At 57.8% G+C, this 14914-nt stretch carries 12 protein-coding genes; 5 read left to right on the plus strand and 7 right to left on the minus strand.

The window, feature by feature from the left end; all coding sequences use genetic code 11:
* Positions 1-16 precede the first annotated feature (16 nt).
* Positions 17-568, plus strand: coding sequence for a MarR family winged helix-turn-helix transcriptional regulator (locus IQ25_RS06740; RefSeq protein ID WP_144904015.1), 552 nt, complete (start codon positions 17-19; stop codon positions 566-568).
* An 86-nt stretch (positions 569-654) separates the two neighbouring features.
* Entirely contained in the window at positions 655-1833 is a 1179-nt protein-coding gene (locus tag IQ25_RS06745) for a sulfotransferase (protein WP_158637692.1), read from the plus strand.
* 202 nt (positions 1834-2035) lie between these two features.
* Here the strand turns inward: IQ25_RS06745 and IQ25_RS06750 are convergent, their stop codons facing one another.
* Together IQ25_RS06750 and IQ25_RS06755 are read right to left on the minus strand one after the other, a co-directional pair.
* Positions 2036-3208, minus strand: a complete 1173-nt coding sequence (locus tag IQ25_RS06750) for an oxidoreductase (protein WP_144904019.1) — start codon at positions 3206-3208, stop codon at positions 2036-2038.
* A gap of 569 nt (positions 3209-3777) precedes the next feature.
* Positions 3778-4572, minus strand: a complete 795-nt coding sequence (locus tag IQ25_RS06755) for an enoyl-CoA hydratase/isomerase family protein (RefSeq protein WP_144904259.1) — start codon at positions 4570-4572, stop codon at positions 3778-3780.
* Positions 4573-4928: 356 nt separating this feature from the next.
* On the opposite strand from IQ25_RS06755, the gene IQ25_RS06760 reads away from it, so the two are divergent.
* From IQ25_RS06760 to IQ25_RS06770, 3 genes are all read left to right on the plus strand, one after another.
* Positions 4929-6497, plus strand: a complete 1569-nt coding sequence (locus tag IQ25_RS06760) for an AMP-binding protein (RefSeq protein ID WP_144904021.1) — start codon at positions 4929-4931, stop codon at positions 6495-6497.
* A gap of 224 nt (positions 6498-6721) precedes the next feature.
* Positions 6722-7720 carry an NAD(P)H-dependent flavin oxidoreductase gene (locus IQ25_RS06765; RefSeq protein ID WP_144904023.1) on the plus strand — a complete coding sequence of 333 codons (999 nt, stop codon included), beginning with the start codon at positions 6722-6724 and terminating at the stop codon, positions 7718-7720.
* Positions 7721-8075: 355 nt separating this feature from the next.
* Positions 8076-9125: an NAD(P)-dependent alcohol dehydrogenase gene (locus tag IQ25_RS06770; RefSeq protein ID WP_144904026.1), complete on the plus strand. Its 1050-nt coding sequence runs from the start codon at positions 8076-8078 to the stop codon at positions 9123-9125.
* A 23-nt stretch (positions 9126-9148) separates the two neighbouring features.
* On the opposite strand, the gene IQ25_RS06775 is transcribed toward IQ25_RS06770, so the two are convergent.
* The 5 genes from IQ25_RS06775 to IQ25_RS06795 all read right to left on the minus strand — a co-directional run bounded on the left by IQ25_RS06775 (position 9149) and on the right by IQ25_RS06795 (position 14905).
* Positions 9149-10675: an AMP-binding protein gene (locus IQ25_RS06775; protein WP_246415656.1), complete on the minus strand. Its 1527-nt coding sequence runs from the start codon at positions 10673-10675 to the stop codon at positions 9149-9151.
* A 13-nt stretch (positions 10676-10688) separates the two neighbouring features.
* On the minus strand, positions 10689-11453 hold the full coding sequence (locus IQ25_RS06780; RefSeq protein WP_144904028.1) for an SDR family NAD(P)-dependent oxidoreductase: 765 nt from the start codon (positions 11451-11453) through the stop codon (positions 10689-10691).
* Positions 11454-11608: 155 nt separating this feature from the next.
* On the minus strand, positions 11609-12604 hold the full coding sequence (locus tag IQ25_RS06785; protein WP_144904030.1) for a phytanoyl-CoA dioxygenase family protein: 996 nt from the start codon (positions 12602-12604) through the stop codon (positions 11609-11611).
* Between the two features lie 346 nt (positions 12605-12950).
* Positions 12951-14027, minus strand: a complete 1077-nt coding sequence (locus tag IQ25_RS06790) for a phosphotransferase (RefSeq protein WP_144904031.1) — start codon at positions 14025-14027, stop codon at positions 12951-12953.
* Positions 14003-14905, minus strand: coding sequence for an alpha/beta fold hydrolase (locus IQ25_RS06795; protein WP_144904033.1), 903 nt, complete (start codon positions 14903-14905; stop codon positions 14003-14005). The genes IQ25_RS06790 and IQ25_RS06795 overlap by 25 nt, the downstream gene beginning before the upstream one ends.
* Between the last annotated feature and the right edge of the window lie 9 nt (positions 14906-14914).

Below are 14914 nucleotides of genomic sequence, written 5' to 3' on the forward strand. Positions count from 1 at the left end.
CAAGTTGAGACTGGATATGGCAGGGCGTGACACTGGCAATGTGAGCGATTTGATCGATCAGGCTGAGAAGGTTTGGGCGTTGGCAGACGATGTCGCCAATGCGCGTATCAATGCGCTGAGTACGCGGATACTTGAGGTGGCAAGATCAGTTGAGCGCAGTTTTGAGGCGCAGTGCCGTGCGCGCGGCCTGAGTACCGGCGAATTGCTCGTTCTTGATGCATTGCACCGGCTCGGATTACCCTATGAGGCCACACCATCGCAGTTGCGGCAGCATTTCTTCATTTCATTTGCTGGGCTCGGGAAGCGCGTGAACGCGCTGGAAGGGCTGGGCTATGTCGAGCGTAGCCAGCAAGTGACAGACAGGCGGAGCCAGAAGATCCGTTTGACCAGTAATGGCCTTCATTTGCTGCGGGCTTTTGATGGACGTCAGAATACGATTCCGCACCGGGTTGCCATCGCATCTCTTGAAAGTGCAGAGCAAGAAATGCTGGCGATGCTGTTGCGTAAGCTGCACCGCAAGATCGAAACGACCACCGCAGGCCTATCCGATGATCCACCGCAGGCATGATCAGTATCTTCGGCGTCTGGTCCCCGTCCAAATAACAAGGAATGCAGGCGGTTGATAAAAAGAGATTCGAATATGGGGGTAGGACTGTGGAAGACAAAGATCGTCTGCTCGACATCGATTCCGTGATCGCATCAGCTGAAATTGCATCGGGTACGTCAGGATTTGTCGATGACGCTCTGCGAAGCCGTGTGGGCAAGTTGCTGAGAGCGCTTCGTGGTGCAGGTGAGTACACTGTCGACCAGCGTATCGCCACTCGCCGCCAGATTGTCAGATTGCTGGCGCGGCGGCTGAATATTTCGCGCGATATCGCCAATCACCCTGAAATATTGGATGAGGAGGTCATCGATCCCATCTTCATAATTGGGTTTCCGCGTACTGGAACATCAATTCAGCAGGAATTGCTCGGCGCAGATCCTGCCAACCGGCCTGTAAGGGCCTGGCAGGTTCATGAGCCTTCTCCGCCGCCAGGAGAACGCCCGGTAACTGCCGCGCGCAAAGCCGCCGCCGCCGATGTGGTCAGACATTACGTCGACCGGTGTCCTGGCATTCTATCCCTGCATCCCTACTGGGATATGGGTGCTGAGACGCTTGTGGAGGACGAAGAGGTTCTGACGCTCGACTTCTTCGACAACTACCCTGTCGTACTGTGCGATGCGCCGACACTGGCCGTACGGGTTGGAGAGGATGACTTCGAGGATGCGTATCGCTTCCTCAAGCTCTTCCTGCAACATCAGCAGTGGAAGCAACCGCGCAAGCGTTGGGTGTTGAAAGGGATCGAGCACCAGCGGCACCTGTCCACGCTATTCAAGGTATTCCCCGATGCTCGGTGTCTTTTCCCGCACCGGGAGCCGGAAAAATTCCTGCCATCAAATCTGACGATCGTCGGTGTCGTCTATGACGGGATTACCTGCGGAGCCATCGATCGCGCGACATTGGCAGCAGGCTATCTTGCCGACTTCTCCGGCCGGCTTGCGGCAGTCATGGCAGATCCAGCCATGGATGACGCGCGCGTGCGTCATATGAAGTTCAGCAGCTTCATCAGCGATCCGATTTCAGCATTGAGGCAATGCTATGCCGAGTGGGGTTTTCCTTGGACTGCAGAAGCAGAAGCGGGGATGCAAGCATGGCTTGATGATCCGGCGAACGATAGCGATCGCTATGGTCGTCATAAATACACCTTCGAGCCTTTCGGGGTGGATTGGCAGGCACTTAGCCCGAGCTTTGACGCGTATCGGCAGCGCTATCTTTCGCAGGGCGAGTCCTGAAAGCCGGATCGGCGCCTGCTTGCGTTCATGAATGCCAATTCCAGCGTGTCGAAAGTGCTGACTTTCGCGGAGACTGCGGCGGCAATCTGACACGTGATGCCAATGTCAGCAGCGAAGTCATTGGCATTGCTGTGTTCCGTGAAAATCAAGCGGTTTGGCTCATTGCCCTGCCCATGCCCGACCTTTACCTGCATTTGTGCAATCAGGTCAGTCGGGTCAGTGAATCCGGGTCAAATGGCGGCAGAGGTTCACCTCTGCGCACGTTTGCCACCCATTGCGGATCGTGCAGGATCATGCGGCCAACCGATGCGATGTCAAATTCCCCGTTCTCGAACCGCTTGAGCAACAAGCCGAGATTGTTCGATGCCTCGGCTGCTGCTGAAACGGTGTCGTACATGCCCTTGACGATGCCGATGCCGCCTACCGCGCCGGACAGCTTGCCAGTGACCTTCTTGGCCCAGCCGGCCAGAGATAGTTCGCTCTCCTGCGGAAAGGCAGGAGTATTGAAATACCGCACACTGGCATCGAAAAGGTCGACCCCTGCGTCTGCAATGGGGCCAAGTATTGCTTCCAGTTCTGCTGGCGTTGAAGCCAGCCTTGCTCGGAAATCCTGTTGCTTCCATTGCGAAAAGCGGAAGATCAGTGGTCGATCTTCGCCGAGTTCCGCGCGGCAGGCCTTGACCACCTCGACAGCGAACCGGGTGCGGGTAACGGCATCGCCGCCCCATGGTGCAGGGCGATGGTTTGTTTCTGCCCAGAGGAAGGAATCGATAAGGTAGCCATGCGCGCCATGAAGCGCGAGGCCATCGAAACCAGCTGTAACGGCATCGCGAGCGGCACGCCCGAAGCTGGCAATAACGTCTGCTATATCCTCGTCACTTGGCACAGGCATTGGCGAGGCCGAGATGATCTTTGCTTTTTCGACATAGTAGTCTGCTGCCTTAGACGGATCACCGTATCGACCTGATGGGGAGAAGGCTGGATTGACGCCGTCAGGCATCCGCATCGGTCCCTGATGCCAGAGCTGCGGAATTATGTGCCCGCCGTGCGCATGTACGGCATCAGCGACGCGTGACCAGGCAGACACGGTCTCGGCTCCACTGAACAGTGGCAGGTTCATCTCTCCCAATCCGGTATCGCCGATGGCCGAGGGGTGATCCGTTCCGATCGCTTCGGTGATGAGCAGACCGGTTCCGCCATCAGCACGGCGTGCGTAATAATCAACCACATCGTCACCCGGCAGGTTGTCCGGGCAGAAGCTGCGTGTCATCGGAGCCATGGTAAAGCGATTGGCAATGGTCATGCCGCGAATGGTGAGCGGCTCGAACAATGGGGACAGGTCCGAGTTGAGCTCTGTGTCGAAACCGATCGTCATATGTGCTTCTTCCAAACAATTGGGCTTGTTGGGGTTGCGGCTAGACGGATTTGCCGTTTTGCCGATGTTGGAGCGAAAGACGCCTCCCGGTGACCAAAAGAGCGCGCAGCCGGCGCTCCGATCAGACTGGTCGGTCGATAGTCCGGATCATGGTCAAGGGTGCCTATTCCGGCAGCCACTGCACCACGTTTTGCAATGGGTGAAGCATTGCACCTTGCAGGCGTGATAAGCGCAGGGACGACGACCGGACCGCTGCGTTTGCCAAGCAGAGGTGCTGTTGTCACAGAGCGAATGTCCGGACGGCAAAATGCAATCTGGTGAGCCCTCCAATGTGTTGTGCGGTTAAGGCTGTGCCATCACGAACGGGCCGATGCGAGCGATCCGCAGGGGTTACTCGCCATGATCGCGTGTGCGATAGCAATCTTGTCGCGCCGCCGTTCGTCGCGGATGCTCGCCGGGCAGAGGTCGTGCTTATTGCTGCGGCCTGTTTGCAGAGCCAGAAAGGCTGGCGACGCGCAAGGTTTAGAGAGCCCTTATCAACGCGTCGCAGAATGCCATGGAATAACGGGTCAGTTACCAGTAAACTGCGGCGGGCGTTTCTCGACGAATGCCATCACGGCTTCGCGGTGATCGTCAGACATGGCCGATATCGCCTCAAAGAATACGCTCGCATCGATCATGCCTTCAAAATGTCTACGCAGTGGCAAGTTGATGGCCTGTTTGGTCATGTTTATGGCGATCGTTGCGCCGTTGGCGAGCCGTTCGGCCATTCCGAAGGCTACCGTATCAAGTTCCGCCATCGGCACGGCCTTGTTGATCAGGCCCATCGCGGCTGCATCCTTTGCCAAGATCGGATCTCCGGTGAGCAGATATTCGCGAGCACGCATATAGCCGATGAGCTGTGGCCAGATAAGTGCGCCGCCATCACCTGCAGCATAGCCGACCGCAACATGGGGGTCTGCAATGCGCGCAGTTTCGACAGCGTAGCAAAGGTCTGAGAACAGGGCGAGCGTAGCGCCAAGGCCGATGGCATGGCCATTGAGGCGGGTGATCAAGGGCTTCTCCAGGCGGAGCAACGCGTTGAGCAGGCGTCGAGCCTCGACAAAGCCTTCTACAGTCTGACGAGGCTGATCGAGCAATTCGCGCATGTGCTGAATGTCACCACCGGCCGAGAAGGCCTTTTCACCTGCACCGGTGAGCACAATTACCTTGGTTTCACGGTCATAATTCACATCTTCAAGCGCATGGCGCAGTTCGTCGTGCATCGGGTCGCTGAATGCATTCGTGGGCGGGCTGTCCAGCGTCAACACAAGGATTCCATTCCCGCGTCGCTCGACCTTCACGTTCTTGCAGTATTCGTACATGGGATCCCTCCGCCTGATCACGTGCCCGTGGAATAGAACGGCCGGAGACGGTCTGGCCAGATGTAAGCACATATGCCCTGCGATATCAGCCATGCGTTGGATGATGGTATTTCCGGGGCGGCCATGACAATCGTCAGCAAATGGGACGTTTCACGCTCAGGAGCGCATGGGTGCTCACTGGCCCCGTCGCCTCGGCATGCACACTGCCATGGCCCAAGTGCGCGGCAGCAGAATAACCATCGCCCTTTTGATCAGGTGGCCGAATGAATTGACAGCATCCCGACAACACAACGTAAGCTTCCGATTACAAGAGTCGGGTTGGCCCATGTCGCAGCCCGGAATTTTACGGGAACAGCATGACAGACCAGTCGATCTACCGTCGCTTTCAACAATCGGCCCGTATCCATGCAGATCGCATTGCCATACGCACCAGCTCAGGTGATCTCTCGTATTCAGGACTGGAATCCGCGAGCCGTGACTTGGGCCGAGCCTTGTTGGCGTTGGGCATTGAACGCGGGGACCGGATTGCAATCTGGGGTGTAAACAGTGCGCAGTGGACAGTGGCTGCGTTGGGCATCCAGGCAGCTGGTGGCACGCTTGTTCCGATCGGCACCCGGTTGCGCGGGCGTGAAGCCGAAGGCATCCTGAACGACGCCGGTGCCCGCATCGTGTTCTGTGACGAGCAGTTCGGCAGCTTCAACTTTGTCGAGGCATTGCTGGAGCGTAACATCCCGACGCTGGAAACGATTGTCATACTGGATGGTGGCAGTGCAAGTGAAGGCAAGGTCATCAGCCTAGACGCGCTGCGTTCGAAAGCCGCGGCAGTGAGTGAAGAGGCGCTTGACCAGCGCATCGCGCAGGCCGCCGGCGACGATATCGTGGACATCATCTTCACTTCGGGAACCACCGGCAAGCCAAAGGGCGTGCCGATGACCAGCGCGCAAAGTCTTTTCGCCTGTGATGTCCAGCGTGACGAAATCGCCTTCTTGACCCCGGACGACATCTTTGCGGTCACCTATCCCTTCGCTCACAATGCTGGCTATCGGGCTGGCTGGCAGGTGTCTGTCCTGAATGGCGTGCGAGTCATCCCGGTCAGCACTTTCGAGCCAACTGATCTATTGCACATGATCGAAGCCGAAAAGTTGACCTTCATGCCGCTCGCGCCACCCATTGCACAGGCGATCATCGACCATCCCGACAGATCGAAGATCGACCTTTCGAGTGTTCGCCTGGTCGCCACGGGTGGCACGACCATTCCGGTGCGGCAGGTTGAAGAACTGCGTGATGTCTTCGGAGCAGGAACCGTGGTGCAGACAGGGTATGGCCTGACGGAGACGGCTGGGTCGGTCACGACTACGCTTCCTGGCGACGCACCGGAAATCGTCGCGAGAACAGTGGGGCGTGCGCTCAAGTCCCTCGATGTCAAGATTGTCGGCCCCGACCATCAAGAACTCCCAGTCGGCGAGGTCGGAGAAATTGCCGTTCGCGGGCCGCAAGTGTTGAAAGGGTACTACAAAAACCCTGAAGCAACTGCCGCTGCCTTCACCGCCGACGGCTTCTTCCTTACCGGTGACGCCGGGTGGGTAGATGAGCACGGCAACTATTCGATCACAGATCGCATCAAGGATATGTATCTGGTCGGCGGGTTCAACTGCTATCCGGCCGAGATCGAGGGCATGATCCAGGGCCTGCCGGGCGTCGCCCGCGTTGCGGTGATCGGTGTGGACGACCAGAGGCTTGGTCAGGTGGGTCGGGCCTTCATAGTCAAGTCACCGAATGCAGACCTGACAGAAGAAAGCGTGATCGCCTGGTGCCGTAAGGAAATGGCGAATTACAAGGTCCCTCGCTCCGTCCGCTTCATCGACGCCTTGCCTTTGAACGCAACGGGCAAGGTTGCCAAAGTCGAGCTCAGAGCAATGGATTGATATAAACAAGCGTTTTCACCAAGGTGAACGATCTGCTTAACGTCACGCCCATTCCAGGCGTAAACGCTTCGCGGCGGATGCCATCGTAGTCAGCCCTTGATGCCCGAGTACCGGGCGTACTGCATATTGTGACCATCACGCCATTTGGGTCCAAAGTCTTTTGCAGGCCATCACAGCTGCATTCACCGGTTTCGTTGAACCGACCGATTACATTGCAGGCAGACATGCGCAACCAGATATTCCGCACGCACCTCACAGAACTGCTGGGCATTCGGCACCCTATCCTTGCCGGAGGATTGGGGCCGGGCGTTTCAGATGGACGATATGTTGCCGCCGTCGTCAATGCCGGTGGCATGGGCTTCATCGTTCACACTGGCTATGACGATCCTGATCAGTTCATCGATGAAATGCGGATCTGCCGCGAACTTACAGGCGGCAAGAGCTTTGGGGTCAACCTCTACATTTCGCGCGTGGCTGGATCCGTTGAAAAGATCATCGCGCGGATCCCTCAGCTTGTCGAACACGGATGCAGCGTGGTGGAAACAGCCGGGCAAAACCCGGCTCCGATTGTCCCTGCACTGCGCGAAGCCGGGATCAAGGTGATCCATAAGGTTCCAGGCGTACGTTATGCTGTATCTGTAGCCAGAACTGACGTTGATGCCGTGATCGTGGTCGGCAATGAATGTGGCGGCCACCCGGGCATTTACCAGATCGGCACCATGGTTCAGGCAGCGCAGGCTCCTGGGGTAATTGACAAGCCGGTGATCATCGGAGGCGGTATCGGAACCGGCAGCCAGATCGCTGCTGTGCTCGCGATGGGCGGCGCTGGTGTGATCATGGGAACGCGCATGATGGTGGCCGAGGAACTGTGGCCAAGCCGCGCCTACAAAGATCAGATGGTGGCCGGAAATGGAACAGAAAGCGTGGTGATCAAGAAGATCCTGCGCGATAATCACCGCGTGTTGGCAAATCATTCCACGGCCGCTGTCCTTGCCCTAGAAGCCCAAGGTGTAACCGACTTTGAAGCCTATCGTCCTCATGTGACCGGCGCCTTGACCCGTGAAGGATACCGCACTGGAAATCTGGCGACTGGCACCTACGACTGGGGTCATGCAGCGATCTTTGCGGACCAGGTGGAACCGGTTGAGGCTATCTTTGACCGGCTGATTGATGATGCAGCACAAGCCGTTGGCCGCATCAACGCGATGAGATTTCTTTGCTGATCTAATCGTTGGTGTCAGTAGCGCTGCCTGAAAATCTCCGTCCAGCTGCTGAATAACCAACTCGAAACGAAGGGCAGGCCCGACAGTTCATGGGCCAGAACTCTGAAACTGACACCGTGCGGGGTGACTCGTGCCATTCGCGGGACTAGCGGCTCTCACTCACCCTTCATCTGTTACTCTCATTCCAGGCGCGCTTTCTAACGCATGGGCGATAGATTGAAGAGGATCAGCTGTTCCCAATGAAAATGGCGTATCTGCAACATGCCGCACCTGATCGCGGCCGGGGGAGATAAGGGCATACCTACCGGTCCCTCGCATTCTGGTGCGCTTTCCATGAACTTTTGAGGAGACAAGCATGCCACAGGTCCTCGGCTACGCTGCGAGTGAAGCTGGCGCACTTCTCGCTCCTGCCACCCTCTTGCGTCGCGAGCTTCGATCAAATGACGTAGCTGTCCGCATCAACTATTGTGGCGTATGTCATTCCGACCTGCACCAGACCCGGAATGACTGGCACAACACAGTTTTCCCGTGCGTCCCCGGCCATGAAATCGTGGGCGAGGTAACTGATGTGGGATCAGCGGTTACCAAGTTCAAACCCGGTGAGCTCGTCGCGATCGGCTGCCTTGTGGATAGTTGTCTGAAGTGCCCCCGATGCGAAAAGGGGATGGAGCAGTTTTGCGAAGAATACCCAACGCCCACATACAACGGGCGTGATCGCCTGACAGGCGAACTTACGAATGGAGGCTATTCAGAAACTATCGTCTCGCGTGAGGAGTTTGTGCTGCGGTTGCCTGAAGGTCTTGATCCTGAACGCGCAGGTCCATTGCTCTGTGCCGGGATCACCACGTGGTCGCCGCTGCGCCATTGGAATGCAGGGCCAGGCAAGCGCGTTGCCATTGCCGGGCTTGGTGGTCTGGGACATATGGCTGTGAAGCTAGCCGTGGCTTTGGGCGCGAACGTCACCGTGATCACGACTTCGCCTGCCAAGGTGGCCGATGCCATTGCGCTCGGTGCGCATGAAGTGCTGGTGTCAACTGATGCCGACGCAATGGCCAAGGCCAAGAACCGGTTTGACATCCTTATCGACACGATTCCTGTTTCGCACGACGTTACGCCTTATCTCAGCCTGACTGCGCTTGAAGGCGCGATGGTCATTGTGGGCGCAATCGACATGCTTCCCGCAATCCACACCGGATCATTGCTCATGGGCCGCAAGACACTGGCCGGATCGATCATCGGCGGGATTGCTGAAACGCAGGAGCTACTGGATTTCTGTGCTGCAAAAGGCGTTCTGCCTGATTGCGAAACGATCGCAATTCAGGACATCAATCAGGCATTTGAACGCATGGAGCGGTCGGATGTGAAGTACCGTTTCGTGATCGACATGAGCACACTTGCCGATTGATCTCTGGCTTTGGGCTGGAGACTTCAGGCTTGATCCGTACGCTCGGCACGAAGTGCGGCCCGGCGCACCTTTCCCGCATCGTCGCGAACCCGTTCATACGTGAATTCAGCTGAGCGGGGACGTTTGAACGGTGCGAGCAATTCCAATCCCGGCGCGAGGAAAGATAGGGCATCGGTCGGTGCAGGCATTGGAACGCAGTCACTCAGTTCCACCACGGCATGGATCCGGTTGCCGATGTCGGCATCGGGCAGCCCGATCACGGCCGCACACAAGACGCCCTGCACGCGCTCAAGCGCGGCTTCAACTTCGGCTGGCCAGACGTTGATCCCTCCCACGAGGATCATATCCGTCCTCCTGTCCGCGATGTAGAGATAATCATCCGCATCAAGCCAGCCCATGTCACCCAAACCGTCAAGATCACCCCTTATCCGGGTCTCCGAGCCAATATAGCGGTAGCTCGTGCCAACTCCGACGGCGCGTCTGAACAAGATTTCACCAATTTCACCTGTCGCCAATGGCATGCCTTCTGGGTCGACAATGACGATGGTATCGCCTGGCAGGGCACGGCCAACCGAGCCGGGATGTTCAAGCCATTCGGTGCCGTTGATCAATGTCGAACCGAGACGCTCGGTTGAGCCATAGACTTCCCAGATGACGTCCGCGCCAACCTTCTCAAGCCACCACCGCTTCACATCTTGTGGACATGGTGCCGAAGAATGCATGATAAATTTGAACGAAGACAGGTCCGCAATCGCAGTAATTGACGGATCAAGTCGCGCGATCCTGCTCATCATTGTTGGCACCATCGCAGCCACAGTTGTGCGATGCAGTTCGGCTAGACGCAGCCATTCCTCGGCCTCGAAGCGCTCCATGCACACGACATGCGACCCTTCGGCCAAAGCGACGATGGCAAATGCAAATGGTGCGGAGTGGTAAAGCGGGCCTGCGCTCAGGATTGTGCTGAATGGCGGCCGGTAGGTGTTGGTCTTGTCAGGCCCCCAGCCTGAATTGCGTGGATCTACAATGAGTTTCGGGCGGCCTGTGCTGCCGCCGCTGGCCAGTATCTTGCCCGGCGATGAAACCACTGGCGGAAGTGGGCAATCGTCGATCGCAGAATCCAACGGGCAATCTATGTCCAGCAGCGGCCAACTGCCCGTTGGTGTTGCGCTTGTACCGACGATGAGTGCCGGTTGTGCGAGTCCAATGACGTCGGCGAATTCATTAGTCGTCAGTCGATGGGAAATCGGGCAGGGGGTCGCCCCTAGTTTCCATGCTGCATAGGCGGCCTGCACATACTCAGGCCGATTGGGCATCGACATAACAACGCAATCGCCCTGCTTCACGCCGCGCAGCATGAAGGCGCGCGCGAGCCGGTTGGCCGCCGCATCCATCTCCGCATAAGTCAGGGTCTGCCCACCGAACGTGAAAGCTGGTGCGTCGTGCTTGCGCGCTGCCTGCGCGCTGAGCAGGATTCCCATCGGGGCGCCAGCGCATGGAATGCCAGACTTGTCGAGCCAGACTTCTTCCAAGCTGTCGGGCCGCTGGCTCAACTCAGGATATCCGTCATCCCCGCATGGCATTCTGGCCACCATCCACCGGCAGGCAGATGCCAGTGATCATCGCAGCCTCGGCCGAACAGAGAAAGGTTACGGCAGCAGCGATTTCTTCCGGTTTGACCGGCCGCTTGATGATGTGGTCACTGGCCAATGCTACCTGCTGTTCATAGGTGTACATTTCGCTGATGATCTTGGTAGCGACCAACCCCGGTGCGATGCAGTTCACGCGTATGTTATGCTGCCCATAAGCACGCGCCGCGTGGGCAGTCATCTGGATAACTCCAGCCTTGGCCCCGGCGTAGGGCATATCGGCAGCTTGGGTGGTGCTGATACCGGCCATCGACGCAGTGTTCACAACTGATCCACCACCGCGCTGCCGCATGACCGGCAACTGATATCGCATGCCGAGGAATGCGGTCTTCAACGACAGGTCGACCGAGTAATCGTAGTCGGCTTCAGTCAGCTCTTCCAATGGCTTGCCAACGCCGCATCCAACGTTGTTGTGCGCAAAATCGAGCGAGCCAAACTGGTCCAGCGTGGCTTTGACCAACCGCTCCACTTCGCCGGCATCGCTCGCATCGATGCGCATCGCTTCGGCCTTGCCGCCAGCGGCGTGGATCATCGCGGCCGTCTCTTCAGCTCCTGCGAGATCGATGTCGCAAACCATGACCTTGGCGCCACGTGCGGCGAAAGCAAGCGCCGACGCCTGTCCGATCCCGGCCCCCGATCCGCTCACCAGCGCAGTCTTGCCAACGAAATAAGGGTCAGCCATGATCTCTCTCCGATGCGTGTTTGATCATGAACTATCTGCGCATCTTGCCGGTGACAACGCGGCGCGCGTGCCCTGCCGAGGCATCGCATCAGCGATTATGGTGATAAACTCTGTTGATCCATCGTGATGGCCCTGACCTTGCCACTTTAAAGCATTCAGTTCTGCGAGCCTTCGCGGAGCATTGCGCAGCGATCACCTTCGCGCACCACCACGAGACGCATGCCAAGCATCATATACTCGGCAAAAGTCTCAAACGCCTCTCGTTTGCCACGACTGATCGGTCGAAGGTAGCTTTCCGCGTCCACTGAAAGGGTAACCGTGCCGACCACAGGATCATCGGCCTCGACCGTGACCGAAGTTGGCGTAAATGCCGTAACTGTAGCGGCGAACGCACTAGGGTTCGCAGCCGACTGCACGCGAGTGTCAAACGAGATGCGCAATCGGTCGGACGTATTGGCTGTGCCGACATGGGGAGCGTCTGGATGGACAACCAGCAGGTCGCCCGGTTCAAAATCGATCGTGGCCCAGCTGTCCGGATTGATTATGCCTTCAGGAATGGGGAAGGGGTTCGGCTTGGCCAAATTGTGAACTAAGCCCTTCTTGTGTTCGCCCACGGCAATCGCAAGACCGCCCACTTCACGCGGGCAGGCCACCAATGGTATCCAAAGCGGGCGATAATCGCGGATTCCCGGGCTGTAGAAGCCATCCTGATGCACCATCCCTAGTGGATTGTTGGGTGGATAGAGGCGGTATTGGACGATCGGGACCATGCAGGCACTCTGCCCCAAAATCTTCGCCAGCAGTTCCTGATTGGCTGGGTTTTCGATCAAGCGGCGGGAGATTCCCGCGAACACCGGCAACTCTTCGGCCCACTGCGGCGCAGCCTTGCCTGTCCAGCGACCTAGTGCATCCGCCTTCTCAACCAGCCCGAACTCATCGGCGGCAACCGCCAACATGGCATCGCGTGCCTCCGTCACGGACTGCTGATCCAGCACATCGCGGAAGAACAGGTAGCCATTTTCGTGATAGAAACGGTCAAGCGAGGTATGATCGTCGAGGAGGTGATTGCACTGCTCAAAGATGCGGGTCGGGCGAACTGAACTTGCATCCAGATCGACGGCGTCAGGCAGATGGAGCGGCTGGGCGTTCATGGTTACGATCCTCTCGTGGGGTTCTATCCCTTGCACACACTATCGCATTGCCCAGCTTACCCCGACAGGATGATGATTTTGATCATGCGGATGAAAATATCCGTATTGTTGATGAGCAGAGTGCTGCGAGCGCCATCCGCAAGCATATCGTCGGGATCAGGCCGGGTATCGACAGTCGTCTTGGGAACAGGGTGTCGAACGGACACTGCGCGCTGCTTCCAGGCGCTGTCTTTGACATCTCGGCCGCTGCATCGAAGATCCAGCCATTTTCAGGACGCGAGGATGGACGCGCATGCCTTATTGGCCGAACCGGGCGTCACCGCGGCCTTGATCGGTGTATTTCGACTCAGTTCCCAATCAGATTGAGCACATTGTGGTCCAGCATTGCTGCGCCAAAACGTGCTGCATAGGCTGTGTTTATCGCTTCAGTCTGGAAGCGGATTTCATTGATCAGGAAGATGAACAGGCCATAGGCGATGTAGCGCCGGTACTGCAGCCAAGCTTCATCCCAGTCTGGTGCGGATACTCCGCATTCTGCCAAGGAGGCGAGATAGTAGCGCAACAGGTCCTGCTCCCAAGCCTTCCGATCCGCCAAATCCAGCGCGCACACGATATGGTAGGCCACTTCCATGAACGGAGAAGCCTTCGACGGCTGGGAATCAAGAAAGCCAGGTGTTCCATTCGCTTCCACGTACAGGTTACCGAGGTGAGTATCACCGTGGATGATGCACATCGGTCCTTCGCGTTCGAGCGTCCGCAGTTGCACCAAGACACGCCGCATCCAGGCGCAATCGTGCAGCTGCGTCGAAATAGCCGCGCCGCGCGGGCTCTCGCAGTAATGTTGCCATACTTCTGGCTTCAGATACCGCTCTGCGTAGACCATCGACCAGTCTGAAAACCGTCCAACGAGCCAATCCCATCGTCCGCCCGGCGCAAGGCCTTGATCATTCCAGCTTGCTGCGTGGAAGCGAGCCAAATCGCCCAGTCGCCGCTTCACAGCCGCATAAGCTTCCGGACGCTGGGCATGAAGAAACGTCACGCCTTTGGCGACCAGATCTTCCATGATCACGATCGACTGATGGCTTTCCGGGTCCGATCCGGCAAACCAGCATTTCGGCGCGTGAATTGGCAATGCTGGGGCGATACGAGTGTAAAACGCAACCTCGTTCGCATACATTTCCTTCATCATCGGGCTGTGCTCTTCAAACCCGCCTTTTACGATCAGCGATTCTGGCAATCCTTCGGCCTTCACGCGAACGCGGATCTTGGTTGATGTGCCCAGGATGATGTCCACCACTTGAGCGCTGTCAACGACATGCCCGGTCGCCGCGCTTAGCCAAGCGGCAGTCACCTCTTCAGGTGTCAGCGGCAAAGGATACGGCGAACCGGAGGATGCATTCACCGTCTTCTCTCCTTCGCCCATGCTTCTGCAATCGTACGCATGGCCGTGACGAGTGCCAGAGGCTGATCGACCATCACGTGATGGTATGAATCAGGTATTCCCACGAACAGTGTGTCTGGCCGCAGGAACCTCCGTTGCAGCGCCTCGTCGTCTTCAGTGACAATATTCGACAGTTCCCCGCGGACGAATGCAAGTTTGCAACGCGCTTCTAGAAGTGCTTCCCAGCCATTCCCATTTTCCAGCTTGGAAAAGAAATCGGGATCGAAGCACCACGTCCATGAACCATCGGGCAATTGCTTCACACCGGCGCGGGCGATCGCGTCCAGCGCGAACGGCTCACCACCAGGTTGATCAGGTGACAGCCGGAAGCGGGCAATGGCATCGGCCTGGGTCTGGTAAAGGCGGCTGCGATAAGGCGGCGGGCGGCCAATGCCCTGATCTGGTACAACGAACGAGTCGACGAAGATCACGCCCAACAGTCGCTCACCGATATCGCTGCCGGCAATCAGGCTGCCGGCTTTCCCGCCAAAGCTGTGGCAGGCTACAATTGGCGGTAGGTCGGCATCGAATAGCCCGGCCGCGCCTAATGCCGCACGGGCTTCCTGTGCCATCTGCACCACGGAATATGCTTCACGGTGCCCGGAGCCGCCCATGCCGGAAAAGGACATGGAGCAGACTCTGTATTCCTTGGCGAGCAAGGGCGCGACAGCGCACCACCAGTCGGCATGGGCCATTGAGCCATGAAGCAGCAGCATGCCCGGTTGCCCGCGCTTGCCCCAACAAATCAGCTCGATGTCACACCCATCGACGGCAAATGTGATCCGGTCACGCGGCATCTGCTGGGCATCGATGAACCATTGCGGCGCGGGTGGTCGCTCGCCGCCATAACTGTCCAGCATCCGGGGAAG

The organism is Novosphingobium taihuense (genome assembly GCF_007830315.1).
In the GTDB taxonomy this organism is placed as follows: domain Bacteria; phylum Pseudomonadota; class Alphaproteobacteria; order Sphingomonadales; family Sphingomonadaceae; genus Novosphingobium; species Novosphingobium taihuense.